At 48.3% G+C, this 17,036-nt stretch carries 16 protein-coding genes; 14 read left to right on the top strand and 2 right to left on the bottom strand.

Annotation, left to right across the window (positions count from 1 at the left end):
- Positions 1 to 9 precede the first annotated feature (9 nt).
- Positions 10 to 975 (top strand): D-2-hydroxyacid dehydrogenase, encoded by a 966-nt coding sequence (locus BLHYD_RS16755; RefSeq protein ID WP_040350904.1) that lies wholly within the window; start codon positions 10 to 12, stop codon positions 973 to 975.
- On the opposite strand, the gene BLHYD_RS16750 is transcribed toward BLHYD_RS16755, so the two are convergent.
- Positions 969 to 1,811 (bottom strand): helix-turn-helix domain-containing protein, encoded by an 843-nt coding sequence (locus BLHYD_RS16750; protein ID WP_005952174.1) that lies wholly within the window; start codon positions 1,809 to 1,811, stop codon positions 969 to 971. The genes BLHYD_RS16755 and BLHYD_RS16750 overlap by 7 nt on opposite strands.
- Before the next feature lie 193 nt (positions 1,812 to 2,004).
- Between BLHYD_RS16750 and BLHYD_RS16745 the strand changes: the two genes are divergently transcribed.
- From BLHYD_RS16745 to BLHYD_RS16715, 7 genes are all read left to right on the top strand, one after another.
- Positions 2,005 to 3,075, top strand: coding sequence for an Ldh family oxidoreductase (locus tag BLHYD_RS16745; RefSeq protein ID WP_005952172.1), 1,071 nt, complete (start codon positions 2,005 to 2,007; stop codon positions 3,073 to 3,075).
- A 97-nt stretch (positions 3,076 to 3,172) separates the two neighbouring features.
- Positions 3,173 to 3,985 (top strand): HpcH/HpaI aldolase family protein, encoded by an 813-nt coding sequence (locus BLHYD_RS16740; RefSeq protein ID WP_005952169.1) that lies wholly within the window; start codon positions 3,173 to 3,175, stop codon positions 3,983 to 3,985.
- Positions 3,986 to 4,235: 250 nt separating this feature from the next.
- Positions 4,236 to 5,753: a xylulokinase gene (locus BLHYD_RS16735; RefSeq protein ID WP_005952165.1), complete on the top strand. Its 1,518-nt coding sequence runs from the start codon at positions 4,236 to 4,238 to the stop codon at positions 5,751 to 5,753.
- A gap of 75 nt (positions 5,754 to 5,828) precedes the next feature.
- On the top strand, positions 5,829 to 7,199 hold the full coding sequence (locus tag BLHYD_RS16730) for an APC family permease (RefSeq protein WP_021844397.1): 1,371 nt from the start codon (positions 5,829 to 5,831) through the stop codon (positions 7,197 to 7,199).
- A gap of 45 nt (positions 7,200 to 7,244) precedes the next feature.
- The gene (locus BLHYD_RS16725; protein WP_005952161.1) at positions 7,245 to 7,571 is read left to right on the top strand and encodes a cupin domain-containing protein; all 327 of its coding nucleotides are present in this window, start codon (positions 7,245 to 7,247) and stop codon (positions 7,569 to 7,571) included.
- A 49-nt stretch (positions 7,572 to 7,620) separates the two neighbouring features.
- A complete protein-coding gene (locus BLHYD_RS16720; protein ID WP_050769944.1) occupies positions 7,621 to 8,451 on the top strand; it encodes an HAD-IIB family hydrolase in 831 nt (276 codons plus the stop codon).
- A 7-nt stretch (positions 8,452 to 8,458) separates the two neighbouring features.
- Positions 8,459 to 9,061 carry a sugar O-acetyltransferase gene (locus BLHYD_RS16715; protein WP_005952159.1) on the top strand — a complete coding sequence of 201 codons (603 nt, stop codon included), beginning with the start codon at positions 8,459 to 8,461 and terminating at the stop codon, positions 9,059 to 9,061.
- On the opposite strand, the gene BLHYD_RS16710 is transcribed toward BLHYD_RS16715, so the two are convergent.
- Positions 9,058 to 9,762, bottom strand: coding sequence for a FadR/GntR family transcriptional regulator (locus tag BLHYD_RS16710; protein WP_040350903.1), 705 nt, complete (start codon positions 9,760 to 9,762; stop codon positions 9,058 to 9,060). The two genes, BLHYD_RS16715 and BLHYD_RS16710, sit on opposite strands and share 4 nt — an antisense overlap.
- A gap of 266 nt (positions 9,763 to 10,028) precedes the next feature.
- Between BLHYD_RS16710 and hypB the strand changes: the two genes are divergently transcribed.
- From hypB to BLHYD_RS16680, 6 genes are all read left to right on the top strand, one after another.
- The gene (gene hypB / locus BLHYD_RS16705) at positions 10,029 to 10,697 is read left to right on the top strand and encodes a hydrogenase nickel incorporation protein HypB (RefSeq protein ID WP_005952155.1); all 669 of its coding nucleotides are present in this window, start codon (positions 10,029 to 10,031) and stop codon (positions 10,695 to 10,697) included.
- Between the two features lie 28 nt (positions 10,698 to 10,725).
- Entirely contained in the window at positions 10,726 to 13,473 is a 2,748-nt protein-coding gene (locus BLHYD_RS16700) for an FAD-dependent oxidoreductase (protein ID WP_242648415.1), read from the top strand.
- Positions 13,474 to 13,478: 5 nt separating this feature from the next.
- Positions 13,479 to 13,832, top strand: coding sequence for a hydrogenase maturation nickel metallochaperone HypA (locus tag BLHYD_RS16695; RefSeq protein WP_005952151.1), 354 nt, complete (start codon positions 13,479 to 13,481; stop codon positions 13,830 to 13,832).
- 514 nt (positions 13,833 to 14,346) lie between these two features.
- The gene (gene spoIIID, locus BLHYD_RS16690) at positions 14,347 to 14,604 is read left to right on the top strand and encodes a sporulation transcriptional regulator SpoIIID (RefSeq protein ID WP_040350960.1); all 258 of its coding nucleotides are present in this window, start codon (positions 14,347 to 14,349) and stop codon (positions 14,602 to 14,604) included.
- Between the two features lie 443 nt (positions 14,605 to 15,047).
- Positions 15,048 to 16,094: a macro domain-containing protein gene (locus BLHYD_RS16685; RefSeq protein WP_005952143.1), complete on the top strand. Its 1,047-nt coding sequence runs from the start codon at positions 15,048 to 15,050 to the stop codon at positions 16,092 to 16,094.
- Positions 16,095 to 16,170: 76 nt separating this feature from the next.
- Positions 16,171 to 16,812, top strand: coding sequence for a vWA domain-containing protein (locus BLHYD_RS16680; RefSeq protein ID WP_005952142.1), 642 nt, complete (start codon positions 16,171 to 16,173; stop codon positions 16,810 to 16,812).
- The last annotated feature ends 224 nt before the right edge of the window (positions 16,813 to 17,036 follow it).

Here is a 17,036-nt window from a genome sequence, read left to right as displayed (position 1 = left end):
AAGAAGGTCATGAAAATTGTGGTATTGGACGGATATACAGAGAACCCGGGAGATTTAAGCTGGGAGGAACTGGAAAAGCTCGGGGAGGTGACGGTCTATGACAGGACCTCCTATGAGGATTCTCCGCTGATAGCCCAGAGGCTTGAGGATGCCGAAATCGCGGTAGTCAACAAGACACCCATCACTAGGGCGACCATAGATCAGTGCCCAGGACTGAAGCTCATTGCGGTCCTGGCTACAGGATATAACGTGGTGGACTGTGCCTATGCAAAGGAGAAGGGAATTTCCGTGGTGAATGTTCCCACCTACGGTACGCAGATTGTAGGACAGTACGCGGTAGGTCTGCTGTTGGAGATCTGTTCCCATTACGGACATCACGCCCAGACAGTAAGAGAAGGAAAATGGGAGAAGAATCCAGATTGGTGCTACTGGGATTATCCGATGATCGAGCTCTACGGCAAGACGGCCGGAATCATCGGTCTGGGGAGAATCGGCCAGGCAACGGCTAAAATTCTAAACGCTATGGATATGAAGGTTCTGGCTTTTGACGCACATCCAAGCGACGCTGGGAAAGCGCTGGCAGAATATGTGGATTTGGACACGCTGCTTGCCCAGTCAGACGTGATCTTTTTGCACTGTCCGCTGTTTCCGGATACGGAAGGGATGATCAACAGAGAGAATATTGAAAAGATGAAGGACGGCGTGATTCTCATCAATAACAGCCGCGGGCAGCTGGTAAACGAGCAGGACCTGGCGGATGCCTTAAACAGTGGAAAGGTATACGCGGCCGGTCTGGATGTGGTGTCCACAGAACCGATCAAGGGGGATAATCCTCTGCTCACAGCAAAGAACTGTTTTATCACGCCGCACATCTCCTGGGCGGCCCAGGCGTCTCGGCAAAGGATTATGGACATTACCGCAGAGAACATCCGGGCGTTTTTGGCGGGAAAACCAGTGAATGTGGTGAATCAATAACGCGCCTGGTAGTCGGCAGGATTACAGCCGATGATTTTCTTGAAGGTCTTATAAAAATAGCTATAGTTGTTAAAGCCAACCTGTTCAGCCGCCTGGTTGATGGGAAGTCCGCCGCGAATCAGACAGGAGGCTTCCTCAATTCGCTTTTCCTGTATGTAGTTCGTCAGAGTTTTGCCGGAGATTTTCCGGAAAAGACGGCTTACATAGTATTCGCTGTAATTTACTTCGGCGGCCAGCTGCTCCAGGGTAATTTCCTCATTTAAATGGGTATTGATATATTTCAGGAGGGCGGCGATGGTCTGGGCGTGCTGGGCTTCTTTTTCATCAATGTGGCGGCCGCGGTAGCAGTCGCTGTAGATATAGGCCAGAAGCTGATGAATCAGCGCTTTTTCTAAGATGTCCTTTCCATTTTCCAGCTTGATCTTTCGATACTTGTCCAGAAGAGTCAGGTATTTTTGCAGCTGCTCCTGACTCAGGTGGTAGACCGGGAGACGGTCGCTGCAGTTGTGAAATACGTCCAGCAGGTTGGAACGGGAGGTGCTGAAGGAGATCAGTAAGCTTAAGTTGATGGACAGGCTGAACCTCTCGTAGAAGTAGTTTTTGTTGTAGGTGAGGGTGTGGGGCTTGAACATATCAATCAGAACGATATCTCCCCGCTTAATCAGGTACTCCTGATCTTCAATGCGGAAGATGCCTGCGTTTCCCAGATAGAGGACGCATTCGTAGAAATCATGGTAATGAAGTCCATAGTTAAATTCATTCTGAGGATTCCTCAGAATACAGCTGTAATCATCCTCATAGAGGGAACGCTGGGATAAAAATAATGAGCTGCTCATAGGACGGCCTCCTTTTTCATGGAATGTAAGATTAGGAATATTGTATGGGAAACATTGCCGGATGTCAAACGATCGGGAGTCACAGGACAAAATAGGAAAGGTTCTATGCAAGATTAAGTATGGCTGAAAAAGGGAAGCAGAGCTACAATAGCAGTAACAAAAATGAATAAGCAAAAAGAAGGAGACGGGTGAAATGCAGAACTATGTGGTAGATTCCGGTAAATTAAAAGAATATACGACGAAGCTGTTTTTGGCGGCAGGGCTGGCACAGACGGATGCCCAGGCGGTCTCAGAGCTTCTGGTACATGCAGATCTGAGAAATGTGCGCAGCCATGGAGTGCTTCGTACAGTTCCTTATCTGGAGAAGATTCAAAAGGGCGGAGCGTCTAAGACCAGCGCTTATCCGGTGGTAAAAGAGACTACCAACAGTGCGGTGATTGACGCACAGGGCGGCTTAGGAGCTTTAGCGGGAGAGAAGGCGGTGGCCATTGCCCGCGAAAAGGCGAAAACGGCTTTGATGAGTATGGTGGTGGTTCGAAACAGCAACCATTTCGGTATGGGAGCGCACTGGGCTCTGAAACTGGCAGGAAATGATATGATCGGATTCGCGTGTTCCACGACAGATTTGACCATGGGCCCTCCAGGCTGCAAAGAGCCGTTCATGGGCAACAATCCCTTCGCGGTGGCTTTCAAGGCGGGGGAAAAGTATCCGGAGTTCTGCGTAGACATGGCGACCAGCGGCGTAGCCCTCGGAAAATGCAAAGACTTGGCAAAGAGAGGAAAGCCGATTCCCAGCGGTTGGATGCTGGACAAAAATGGAAATGATACGACGAAAGTGGAAGACTGTTATATGATGACGCCCATGGCAGGGCATAAGGGCTTTGGCATTGCCTTGATTGTGGAATTGTTCGCGACTTTGCTCTCCGGTGGGGTGCTCTCGCCGGATATCAACAATCAGGATTTGCCGGATGTACCAGAGCTTTCCAGCCAGTGCTTCGGCTGTATCAACATCTCTGCATTCCGCGACCTGGCAGAATTCCAGGAGACGGCAGAGAATTACATTGACCGCCTGCACCAGATTCCTATGAAGGAAGGCGCCGGTGATGCGAAGTATCCAGGAGAGATTGAGTATACAAGTAAACTTATCAATTTGAAGGAAGGCGTGGTGCTTCCGGAGACTCTGACAGAGGATTTGATGGCTATTGGAGGAGAGTTGAAGGTGGACGGTAGCTTTTTGAGAGAACATAAGACGGAACGTCAGTGACGCGGGAGCTTTTCGTCGGCGGCACGCGGACGCGGGTCTTAAAATTTGAGAATAGAAGGTTTCAGAGAATAGAAAGGAAGAATCAGGAGGATAAGAGATGGTGACAATGGAAAATAAAATCCGCAGGTTATTGAAGGAAGGAAAACCAACGGTGAATACCAGAATTTGGAGTACCTGGGGGACTACTGTAGAAGCGGCGGCAGCCACAGGGAATTTTGACTATTTTGAATTCCTGGCGGAGTATGCGCCATACACCCTGCCGGAGCTGGAGAACTTCGTGAGAGCCTGTGAGCTTCATGGATGCGGCTCCATGATTAAAGTGGATTATCAGAATCGTTTCTTTGTGGCTCAAAAAGCGATTGCTATGGGATTTCAAGCGGTTTTGTTCACCGATCATCAGAATGCGCAGCAGGTAAGAGAAACTTTAACGGCAGTATCTCCGGAAGCGCCTGCTTACGGCGGCCGTTTCGGATATCCGAACGCACGCTGGCTGGGATATAACCCGGAACCAAAACAGATGGAATACGCTGCGATGAACGCCAGCGCGGTGAAGGCATTCATGATCGAGAAAAAAGAGGCGGTGGACAATATCGAGGAAATCTGTTCTGTGCCAGGCGTGGACATGATTCAGTTCGGCCCGTCCGACTACTGCATGAGCCTGGGGTGGAATACCTGTGAACACAAAGAGGAAGTAGCGGCGGCCGAGAAACACTGCATTGAGGTGGCTCTGGCCCACGGCGTACAGCCGCGTGTGGAGATTTACCATGTGGAAGATGCCGAGAGATATAAAGAGATGGGCGTGAAGCATTTCTGCATCGGGGATGAATTCGACATCCTAAAGGACTACTGGACTAACGTGGGGGCAGCCATGAAAAAATCGGCTATGGAGATGACAGCTGCGGAAATCTAAAAGACAAAAAAAGAAATGTAAAAAATATAGTTATTTTAGAATAAGACAAAAAAGGCTTGGATTTTATAAGAAATAATTCCAGGCTTTTTTTGCTGTTTATATCCTGAAAAAATGATGACAAAAAAAGAAATGCCCTATACAAGAATGACAATCGTGAGAGGGAGGATATTATGCTAGAATAAGCACAGAGATTAAGAAAGGCCGGCCATTTCAAGAATCGTGTTTTAAACATGGAAAACAGGAGGACGAGATGAAACTACTGATAGGACTGGATATTGGAACCACCGCATTGAAGGCGGCGCTGTTTGATACTGCCGGAAAACTGCTGGCGGTATCCACACAGGAGTATTCCCTGATTACGCCTCAGGTGAACTATGTGGAGGAAGCGGGGGAAGTGTATTGGTCTGCCTTTCAAGAGGCGGTAAAAGAATTAAAAGAAATTCATCCGATTCATGAAGATGATGAGATAGCGCTGGGAATCTCTGCGCAGGGTGAGACACTTTTCTTTATGGATAAAGAAGGCAGGCTTTTGAGAAACGCCATCGTGTGGATGGACAATCGAGCGGCAGAGGAAGCAAAGATGCTGAAAGAAACGTTCACGGACGAAAGATGCTTTCAGGTAACTGGACAGGTGAGTTTTGAACCTTGTTGGCCAGCATCGAAAATCCTCTGGGTGAAAAGACATGAACCGGAGATATTCGAGAAAACCGATAAATTTCTGTTAATCGAGGATTACTTCATTTACCGGATGACCGGGAAGTTTGCGACAGAAGGGTCTTTAGTGTGCTCTTCCACCTACTGGGATATCATACAGAAATGCTACTGGAAGGAAATGCTGGACTATTTGGGGGTAAGAAAAGAGCAGTTTCCGCCGGTGTATGAATCCGGTGAGGCTATTGGCCAAATCACCAAAGAAGCTGCACAGGAGCTGGGACTTCCCGGAAATCTTACAGTCTGCACCGGGGCTTTGGACCAGGCGGCAGGGGCGATCGGAGCCGGCAACTGCGAGGAAGGTATGTTTTCAGAGACGATCGGAGCAGCTTTGGCCATCTGTGCGCCGGTATCCCGTCCAGTGTTTGACCCTAACCGCAGAATGCCTCTTCACTATTTTGCGGTTCCTGACACCTATATGATTCACACGTTCACCAACGGCGGGATGACTTTGAGATGGTTCCGGGATAGGTTCTGTCCCATTGAGATGGAAGCCCAGAAGCTCGGGGTGGACGATGCCTATAATATGATTAGCAAAGAAGCTGCCAAGGTTCCGGCCGGGAGCGAGGGGTTGGTAATGCTTCCTCATCTGGCAGGTTCTAATGCGCCGGACGTGAACGCGAAGGCAAAAGGCGTCTGGTTCGGTTTTACACTCCAACATACCAGAGCACATTTTATGCGTTCAGTCATGGAGTCTTTGGGGTATATCGTCAAAAGAAATATAGATTCCCTGGGGGATATGGGGATTCAGGTAAAAGAAATCCGAAGTCTTGGCGGCGGTTCTAAGAGTCCGGTGTGGAATCAGATAAAATCCGATATCTGTCAGATACCTCTGGAAACCGTGACTTCCGTGGAAGCAGCTTCCCTTGGAGCGGCGATTCTGGCGGGCAAGGCGGTGGGGATTTTTGGAAATCTAAAAGAAGCAGTGGAGAATATGGTTGCGGTGAAGGAACGTACGGAGCCGAATCTGGATAATCAGAAGATCTATGAGGAAGGCTATGAAAGGTATCAGGAGCTCTTTCAAGATCTGTCCGGGTGTTTCGAAAAATCCATTTAGAGATATCTTTGAAAAAAGGTTCTCTACAACACAGTGCGTCAAGATGTGCGCAGACAAAAAGAGGAGGTAAACAGGGTGAAGAAAAAAGGATTGCTTACCACATCGTCTCTGGTGTGGATTACAGTTGGAAATATGGTAGGATCCGGTATCATGGTGTTGACCGGAGCAGCCGCCGAGGAGACCGGCTATGCGGTCTGGCTGGCGTTTGTCGTGGCGACGATTCTGGGATTTGTGGGGAGCTGGCCGCAGATTCTGGCTGCAGGCACTTCCGTCTTGGACGGCGGAATGTTTTCCTTGAACTCGTATTTCGGTCATCCGGTATTCGGCGGGCTTTATCTGATGGGAACCATACCGGAAATTATGGGACAGGCCTCTGTGGCTCTGGGAATTGGCATGTACATACAGACGATGATTCCCTCTACGAATGTCAGAATCGTGGCGGTTCTTGTGGCTGTTTTGTTTTATATCTGCAACATCCGAGGCGTCAGCATCATCGCTGGTGTGCAAAAGTACATGGTATATATTCTGTTCGCGGGACTGGGGATTTTTACGATCTTTGGACTGATGAATTTAAACCCGGAAGCGCTGGATTTCACCGGGCCTCAATTTATGACCAACGGATGGATGGGCTTTATCGTGGCGGTAAATATGCTGACTTTTTCCACCCAGTCTTACTGGGCGAGCCTTTCCTTTTCAAAATACGCAAAGAATCCAAAGAAAACGGTGCCAAAAGCGATGCTGATTGCCTTTCCGATCATTATGGCGATCTATGGTCTGGTCACCCTGGCGGGCGTCGGCGGTGTGGACCTGGAGACCTTTGCAGGAAATACGCTGGGTGATGTGGCTAAGGTGATTTTCCCTACCTGGATGTTTTATCTGTTCATTATCTGTGCGCCGATGATGGCTCTGGCGACTACGCTGAATGGAAATCAGTCGGCTTACTCTCTGATGATTGCCCCGGCGGCGGAAGAAGGGTGGCTGCCCTCTGTATTTGCGAAGACCAACCGAAAAGGAATGCCCTATGTATCGGCGTCTCTCGTGGGTCTGATTATTGTCCTGCCTGTGGTGTTTAACTGGGACATCACGTTTATCACTGCCAATGTGATGCTGTTTACGAACCTGGCGGGAATTTTACAGTACTTTGCGATGTGGAGGATGCCGGAGAAATTCCCGGAGCTGTGGGAAAAATCCACTTTCCATATGAAAAAGTGGAAATTCCACGGGTTGATGATTCTGGCCAGTCTTGTAAGACTCGTACTGTTAGGAGCGGCGGTCATCAGCCTCACACCGACCAGCCTGGCGGTGAATGTCCTTGTGGCTGTGGTTTTGGCGGCATTTTGTATCATCCGCTTTAAGATGGGGTGTGTGAATCCCACCACAATACAGCCTCAGAGAGAATATCTGTCAGAGGAAAATGTGCCGGATGAGGGAGAGCTTTGCCACTGAGAGTATTGATGAGAAGAAAAATATGAAAATGACGAGGAGAAGACAATGAAAGTAATTCATCCGCAGGATGCACAGTTTTTTATGGACGGACCGGAGGTGTGTCGTCAGTATATTGCCACAGAAAAAATTACCTTTGGGACGTCTACTTTGCTGCCTGGGCAGACAGGAGGAACCGACCCGGGACACGGTGAAGGACATGAGATCTTTTATTGCAGCAGAGGACATGTGGCAGTCTTTAACAGAGACAGTGAGAAGTATTATGAATTAAGAGAAGGGGATATTCTGCTGATCGAGGAAGGGGAACCCCATCAGATTTCCAACATAGGGACAGAGACGGCGGTAATCACGTGGAGCTGCGCGCCCCATGCGTAACGGCTTTGAGCAGGACAGTAAAAATTTATTCACCTGGGGGATTTACGATATGAAAAATACGTTGTATGTATCCGACTTGGATGGGACTTTGTTCAACAGCAGCAAAAAAATTTCAGAGAGAACCGTTCAAATTTTGAACCGCTGTATTGCAAAAGGAATGAAATTCGCGGTGGCGACCGCCAGAATGCCCTATGGCTGTGACTATCGCCTGAAAGAGATAAACATGGACACACCGGGAATTCTCACAAACGGGGTTTTTCTCTATGATTTTCAGAGGGAAAAAATCATTGCCGCTGAAGCGGTCAGCCAAAAGAGTGCTTTGGAAGCAGTGGATGCGTTCAGAAGGCATGGGCTGAGCTGCTTTGTCTACACCTATGAGGAAAACGGAATCTCGATCTATTATGAGGACGAGGTTCTTCAGGCCCAGACTCAATATTACAGCGACAGGGCGTTGGAAAGCTGTGAGGAAGTAAAGCTTGTGGAAGATGTGAGAGAGGTTTTGGCGGAAAAAAAGCCGGTCTACCTCGCCTATACCGGTTTTAAAGAAGTTTTGGAGCCAGTCTGTGAGGAACTGGACAATATAGAAGAAATCAGTTATTCTTTTTATCTGAATGTCTATAACGGCTGGTACTGTCTGGAAGTGTTCAGCGAGAAAGCCAGCAAGAAGAATGCGCTGCTGAAATTGCAAGACCTGCTGAAATGCCAGGAGATCGTAGTGTTTGGAGATAATCTGAATGATATTTCCATGATGGAGATTGCTGACAGAAGCTATGTACCTGCCAATGCGCTGGCAGAAGTGAAAAAGCTGGCGGCGCGGATTCTTGCGGACTGTGACCACGATGGGGTAGCGGAATTTCTGGCCGAAGAATGGGAGGTATAAAGTGGATATGACATTGGAACAACAATTGGAGAAAATAAAATCCGGAAAAATGTATAATGATTTGACCGAGGAGTTGATTCAGGCCAGGGCGGACGCGGTCGCCCTGACCAATCAGTACAATCAATCTTATGGACAGCCGCCGCAGGAGAGAGAAAAGATTCTAAGACAGCTTTTGGGGGCCATGGGAGAGGATGTATTTTTCGAGCCATCTTTTCGCTGTGAGTTTGGCCGGCATATTAAAATCGGGAATCATTTCTATGCCAATTTTGACTGCGTGATGCTGGATGGCGGCGGCATCGAGATTGGAGACAACGTATTGTTCGGGCCGAGGGTGAGTATTTATACTTCGAGGCACGCCTTTGACGCCGAGGAACGCAGCAAAGGCGCTTGTTTTGCCAAACCTGTCAAGATCGGCAATAATGTATGGATTGGCGGCGGGGTTCATATCGACTGCGGCGTGACTATCGGAGACAATACCGTGATCGGAGCGGGGAGTGTGATTACCCGTGATATTCCTGCAAATGTGGTAGCCGCAGGAGCTCCTTGCAAAGTTATCCGGAAGATAAGGGAGGATGAAAAGACCGGGTATCTGGAGGAGCTGAACAGTTAGAAATAGATGGTATATTTCCCCTCCGTAACTTCGTAAGTAAAGGTTTCAATCCAATCCAGAGCTGCCTGCAGATTTCTGTCCTTTAAGGCGTTCCAGATATGCAGGCTGTTCTCGTAGATCAGGTGAGCGCCATTCAGTTCATAAAAGCGAATCCATACGTCCATGACTGCTAAGTAGTATGAGCGAAAAATGAACGGGAGCAATGTATTTCCGGATAAAACAGAAAGCTCATGGTGAAATTCAAAGCCAGCGACCAAAGTGTCGTTGGCATTTTTTTGTTTTTTAATATTTTCAAGCTTCAGATATAGGGTTTGCAGATCTTCTTCTGTGATTCTGGGAATCAGGCGTGTCATAGTCAATCGGTCCAGGGCGCTGTGCACCTCAAAGATAGAGCGGATTTCCGCCTTGCTCAAATGGCCGTGGCTGAGCTTTAAGATGGCCTTCATCATTTCAAGATTGCCCTTTCTGCGGTAATCGGCCACAAAGGTTCCGCTTCTGGGTTTAATTGTGAGAAAACCCATTCTCTCGAGTTCTACGATACCGCTGTTTACCACGGAGCGGCTGATTCCCATGGAGTCAGCGAGTTCTCTCTCAGGCGGCAGCTTCTCTCCGACAGTCAGCTCACCGGAAAGAATCAGGGATTCCATCTGATCGATGAACATTTCTTTCAGGGAAGGGGCGACTAATTTTTTATATTTCATGTCAGAATTCTCCTTAAATTTTGAAAATGAACACAGGGGTATAAAAATCGGCATATCTGCGTCAGCATTTATAGTGTGAAAGTTTCTTGTGATATTGGTTGAACCATATACCAGTATTTGAATTATACATAGATATTATGAAAAAGTCAATAAAAATCCTTTATATTTTAAGGGGAAAGTAAATGCGTATAGTTGACGAAGCTTCCTTTTTTGTGCTAGAATGATAAAAACAAATATCTGGTTCAACCAGATGGAAAGGAGAAGGAATGGAAAAATACAGGGTGTTGGAAGTAAAAGAGAGTATCTTTAAGAATAACGATGAGCGGGCGAAAAAGTTAAGGGAAGAGATGAAAGAGCGCAAGGTATTTCTCCTGAACCTGATGTCTTCTCCCGGTTCGGGAAAGACGACGACGCTGTCCAGAACCATTCAGATGCTGGGAAATGACTTGAAAATCGGTGTGATGGAGGCTGACATAGATTCCGATGTGGATGCAGAGACGATTGCGAAGACGGGGGCAAGGGTTATTCAGCTTCACACAGGAGGAATGTGTCACCTGGATGCAGAGATGACCAGACAGGGTGTCGAGGCGCTGGGAACAGAGGAGCTTGATTTGGCTGTCTTGGAGAATGTGGGAAATCTGGTCTGTCCAGCGGAATTTGATACCGGTGCGGCGAAAAGCGCAATGATTCTGAGTGTGCCGGAGGGGGACGACAAACCCCTGAAATATCCCCTGATGTTTTCTGTGTGCGACGTCCTTTTAGTGAACAAGACCGACGTGCTGCCGTATTTTGACTTTGACCTGGCCAAGTGCGAGGAGAGAGCGAAAAAACTGAATCCCAATATTAAAGTGATTCCCATCTCAGCTAAGACTGGGGAAGGGATGGAAGAATGGGTGCGTTGGTTAAAAGAACAGGTGAATGAGTGGAAAAAATAACAACTATAAGGGTATGGAGGGTTTGAAAATGAGTAATTTGACAAAGATGCAGTTTCCAGAGGGCTACCAGTGTCAGTACAAAGAGACGGTCATGAGGCTCGCCAACATGATTGGACGCAAAAAAGAGGGAGTACAGCCGGGAGGAGAGGGGTCCTACCAATGGGACGATCCGGAGTATGTCTGTCTGGAGGCTGGAGTCACAGATGAGATGGCAGAAGTCGGGCTGTGCCTGGGGTCTTTTCAGAAAAAGACGGCGGCGCAGGTGGCCGAGATGATGGGGAAGCCGGAGGAATACTGCCGTGAAGTATTGATGGATTTGGCGGTGTACGGGGCCTGTAAGGTGGGAACTTTGAACGGTGAGGATGTCTTTTGGACAGAGACGTGGATTCCGGGACATATGGAGATGATTGTCAACAATCCCAACAATATTAAGAAATATCCTATTGTCGCCTACGCCATGGAAGCGTATGGGCGAGTGCGGGGCGGCGGCAGTGTCGGTTCATTTCCAGTGGGTGTGGGACTGATGCGGGTAATACCTATAGAATCCGCGATAGACGGAGACAGCCGGAAGGCGGACTACGAGGAGATCTCTAAATATGTGGAGGAGAATACAGTGTTTTGTGTCTCCGATTGCTCCTGTCGGACAGACCGGGAGGTCATGGGAGAGGGTTGCGGCCATCTGAAAGAGGATATGTGTATCCAGATGGGGACAGCCGCTGAGTATTACATAAGAACTGGACGAGCCAGACAGATTACCAAGGAAGAAGTCTATGAAATTTTAAAGCGGGCTGAGGAAAACGGACTGATGCATGAGATTCCCAACATTGACGGCTCGGGAAAAACTCATGCAATCTGCAATTGCTGCGGCTGCGGATGTCTGTCCATGCGAACGGCGACTATGTTCAAGAATGTAGATATGATACGTTCCAATTATGTGGCTAAGGTTGACGCGAAAAAGTGTACAGCCTGCGGCCAATGTGTGGAAAACTGTCCGGTAAACGCTCTGAGGCTGGGACAAAAGCTGTGTTCCTCTGAGCCTGTGGTGGAGGACATCACCACGACGGTCACGCCGCGGGATGAAGAATGGCCGGAGGAAAAGTGGACGCCGGAATATCGGACAAGCCGGGAAAATGTGGTTGATTCAGGCACTTCTCCTTGCAAAACGAACTGTCCGGCCCATATTGGAATCCAAGGCTATATCAAGCTGGCGTCACAGGGAAAATATCAGGAGGCACTGGATCTGATCAGAAAAGAAAATCCACTTCCCGCGGTTTGTGGCAGAATCTGCAACCGCAGATGCGAGCAGGCATGCACGAGAGGACAGATCGATCAGGCAGTAGCCATTGACGATATCAAGAAATTTATCGCACAGCAGGAGCTGGACCCTCAGAAGAGAGTGATTCCAAAGAAACGCCACGACTATCACGACAAGAAAATAGCGATTGTGGGCTCTGGACCGGCAGGTTTAAGCTGCGCCTATTTCCTGGCATTAGATGGCTATACCATCACTGTGTTTGAGAAAGAAGAGCGCCTGGGTGGTATGCTGACCCTGGGAATTCCAAGCTTTCGTCTGGAAAAAGACGTGGTGGACGCAGAGATCGAGATCATCCGCGGGATGGGTGTGGAATTTCGCACAGGAGTGGAGGTCGGCAAAGACATCACCCTAGATCAGCTGCGGGCTGAGGGCTATGACGCATTCTACGTGGCGATCGGAGCTCAGGGAGGAAGAAAGCTGGGCGTCGAGGGGGAAGAAGCCGAGGGCATATACTCCGGTATTGAGTTTTTGAGAGGAATCAACGCCGGAAACCGCCCATCGCTGAGAGGAAAGACCATCGTGATCGGCGGCGGAAATGTCGCTATAGATGTGGCACGCTCGGCAGTGCGCTGTGACTCTGGCGAGGTTTCCATGTATTGTCTGGAAAGCCGGGATATCATGCCCGCCTCGGAAGAAGAAATTCTCGAGGCACAGGAAGAAGGGGTCAGACTCAATAACGGCTGGGGGCCGAAACGGATTCTCACGGAAAATGGGCGTGTGAAGGCGGTAGAGTTCAAAAAATGTCTCTCGGTATTTGATGAACAGCATCGGTTCTCACCAAAATATGATGAAGATGACTGTGTTGTTGTGGAGGCTGACCAGGTGATTGTCACAATCGGACAGTCGATACAGTGGGGAGGGCTTCTCGAGGGTGCTGATGTTGAATTTAACCGGAATATGACGGTTATAGCGGATGCCTTTACCTATCAGAGCGGACAGGCCGACATTTTTGTCGGAGGAGATTGTTACTCAGGGCCTAAGTTTGCCATTGACGCCATTGCGGCGGGCAAGCAAGGAGCGATTTCTATTCATCGTTTTGTACATCCTGGCCAATCGCTGGTGCTCGGCCGTGACAGAAGAATCTACAGAGAACTGAATAAAGACGCGGTACTCGTGGATGACTATGACCATACGCCGAGACAGAAACCGGATACGATCAAAGAGGCTTCTTCTGACCGTTTCCATGATAACCGGGGAATTCTGGATGAACAGCAGATCCAGAAGGAGACTGCGCGCTGCCTCGGCTGCGGGGTGACGAAAGTCGATGAGTATATGTGCGTAGGGTGCGGCCAGTGTACCACGAAGTGTAAATTTGACGCGATTCATCTAGAGAGAAAATATGACGCGGAAGGAGTAGAATTTACCCAGATGCCTCCGGTAGTCTTCAGACATGTGATGAAGCGGAAGGAAAAAATCGCCCGGAAAAAAGAAGAACAGTTGGCTCAGAAGGAGGAACGGTAGACGGGATGCATGAACTAGGGCTTGTCTTTGAAGTGTTAAACAGGGTGAAAGGTGCAGTGGAGGAAAACCAGATAGAACCTCAGCAGGTGGCGGCTGTCGTCCTGGACGTGGGAGAGGCTTCCACAGTTGTTCCGAAGTACATGAAGGAGTGCTGGCCGGCAGCCGTTGACCGGACCGAGTATGAGCATGTGGACTTGAAGATCAATGAGCTGACGGCGGTTGTGGAGTGCAAGCAGTGCGGCAATCTGTATGAATACCTGAACAATGACAGGAAATGCCCGAAGTGCGGCTGTGAGAAAGCAGCGCTGGTGACGGGCAAGGAATTTCAGTTAAAGGAAATTCTGCTGTATGACGATTGAAGATAATGGACTTTGAGGATGCCGGCGGCCAGGTTAAAAGGCCGCCGGCGATTTGCTGCATAAGCTTCCGGATAGCGACTGGTAAACTTGCTTGCCGAGATGCACAGACATTGGACGTGGCAACAGGCAAGAGTACGCAGGCGTATGCATCAGAGTGCGAATGAGTGTCAGGATAGTGGGAGTGCGATGCACGGAGCAATTTGCAGCTTATACTTTTTGGAGATGCCGCCGACAGATGGCATGAGGGTTATGCAATAAAGCCTGGCGAACAGTGCTGCGTGCTAGTGGCACGCGTCTAGCACGGACTGTAGCGGAGAGAAGACCTGCCGTGTTCACACGAGTCGACATTAGCCGGGCAACGGACAGCAATGTTGAGAGCTTGTACAGGAGGCAGAAGCCGTGAACGGTTGTGTTTGGTGTGAAAGAGAAGAAAAATCTGCCGGGGCAAGTTAAAGAACATAAGGGGAAGGACCTCCGCATACATTGTAAAAACAGCAGTTTCGGGGGACCATCCTTGAAGGATTATATCGAGGAGAGAGCTATAGAGATAGCCAATTATATTGTCAAAGAAAATGCGACAGTGAGACAGACAGCAAAAAAATTTGGAGTTTCCAAATCTACGGTACATAAAGATGTGACAGAACGGCTTTGCCAACTGAATCCGATGCTGGCCTCTCAGGCCAGGAAGGTGCTGGATGTGAACAAGCAGGAGAGACATATCCGGGGCGGGCTGGCCACAAGGGAGAAATACCGACATATACATCAGAGATGATGCGAAGAAAAGAAGATATCTGAAAATCAGTATCAGTAAGACGAGTTCAAAACATAAATATTGAAAGGGTAGATTATACACGAAATGTATAACCTACTCTTTTTTATGTTATAGGAAAGACATTGCTACCCTAATGCGTGAAAGCCATTCCCTATAACATAAATGCTCCGCTAAAGATGCGCATGCCGCAAGAAGGTAGTGCACTGCAAGGCGGTGTTGCGGCGGCGCACAAAGTGAGCTGCGCCCCTCAAAGATTGAGGGGATGGGGAGATGAAGGGGAAGACGCTTTTTGGGTTAAGGGGGAAGAACAGCCATATGCTTCTGGCCGGAAGAAAGTTTGTGTGGAAGTAGAGATGAGTTTGCTATAGTAAAAGCGAGACGAGCTAAGGTGGTCTTGTCCACTTTATTATGATATACTGAAGAAAAGTTCAGGGGTGAGAAGTATGGGATTTTATATAGTGCATAATGATATTGTCAATATGGAGACAGATGCCATTGTAAACGCGGCAAACTCGGCTTTAGAGATGGGCGGAGGGGTTTGCGGAGCTGTATTTCGGGCAGCAGGAGTAAAAGAATTGCAGGAAGAATGCAGAAAGAAAGCTCCGTGTCCTACAGGGAAGGCAGTGCTTACAGCGGGGTATGGGCTGAAAGCCAGATACATTATTCATGTGGTGGGACCAGTATGGAAGAATGGGGAAGCAGGGGAAGAAAAGCAGCTGAGGATGTCCTACCGCAGCGCGCTGAAACTGGCGGAGGACTGTGGATGCCAGTCTGTGGCTTTTCCACTGATTTCCAGCGGCCTTTACGGGTATCCCAGGAGGGAGGCTTTGAAGGTTGCAGTAGAGGAATTTCGTAGATTTCTTCAGGAGAAAGAAATGGAAATCTACCTAGTCGTGATGGACCAAAAGGTGATTGTGCTGAGCGAGAGCCTGTATGGGAAAATCCAGCATTATATAGATACTTATTATACAGGGTATACGGGGAGCTCGGACAGGCGCAGGGATAAAGATTGGGAGATGATGTATGAGGCCCATGCCGACATTTCCAGGAAGGAGCAGAGTACTTTTGATGGGTTAGCCATTCCCAAGGAAACGGAAAAGTTCTCTGTCCGGAAGATCAAGAGGAGCTTGGAAGAGCTTTTAAGGGGACGGGGAGAGACATTTCAGGAAATGCTGTTTCGTCTGATCGATGAGAGAGGATTCACCGATGTGCAGGTCTATAAGAGATCGAATATGGACCGGAGGCTTTTCTCAAAGATTCGCAGTAACAAAGAATATGTCCCAAAGAAAACGACAGTGCTATCCCTGGCTGTTGCGTTGGAGCTATCCTTGGATGAAACGGTAGACTTGCTGGGAAAAGCAGGCTACAGTATGACCGATCATCTGAAGTCAGATATTATTTTGAGATATTTTTTGGAAAATCAAAGATATGATATTTATGAAATAAATGAAGTTTTATTTTGTTTTGGAGAGTCTTTGCTGGGGATGTAAATGTCGCCTGTCGTGCGACCAGTGTTTCCCATGATTTTGCTATAATGAGGGCAGAATAGAAAAGGAGGAAACAAAGATGAAGAGTACGAAATTGGTGTTTATTTTGGATAGAAGTGGTTCTATGATGGGACTGGAGTCTGATACCATCGGAGGATTTAATGGGATGTTGGAAAAACAGAAAAAGGAAAAGGGAGAAGCTTTTGTGACGACAGTCTTGTTTGACGATCAGTATGAGAGGATTCACGAGAGAATTCCCATCGCCGAGGTGAAGCCTCTAACTGACAAAGAGTACTATGTGAGAGGGTGTACCGCCTTATTGGATGCTGTTGGAAGGACCATCGGGTATATAAAAACTGTTCAAAAGACGCAGGAAAAGAAAGCGGATCAGGTGATCTTTGTGATTACCACAGACGGATATGAGAACGCCAGCCGGGAGTTTACCTATGAGAAGCTTCAGCAGATGATTCTCCATGAAAAGGAGCAGCACGGATGGGAATTCCTCTTTCTCGGGGCGAATATGGATGCAGTACAGGAGGCCGCACGATTTGGGATTGCACCAGATCGTTCTGTGACATTTTGTAATGACCAGGAAGGTATTCAAGCTAATTATGAGTCTGTTCACACGGCTTTAAGTCAGATGAGAAGCGGAGCGGCTCCCGTGGGAAGTCAATGGAAGGAGGCAGTGAAACGGGATATGGAAAGGAGAAAGAGGCGGTGAAGCGATGCGAAAGTGAGCAGTACTCTTCGAGATGGAGAGACTAGGAAGTCGAAGCGAGATTATCTATCCATTTTGTGCAGCTTAGTCGTGCTGTCTCGGATTCTCAGTTAACGCTTTTATTTCGCAGCTTATGCAGTTAAAATTTCAACGATAGTGAAACAGCCATGTGCTTGATGGTGTCAATAATTTTCGGTAAGTAGGTTTATACCGAATTTTGTCTTCGT

The organism is Blautia hydrogenotrophica DSM 10507 (genome assembly GCF_034356035.1).
In the GTDB taxonomy this organism is placed as follows: Bacteria; Bacillota; Clostridia; order Lachnospirales; family Lachnospiraceae; genus Blautia_A; species Blautia_A hydrogenotrophica.
This window is presented reverse-complemented; position numbering and strand designations above follow the sequence as displayed.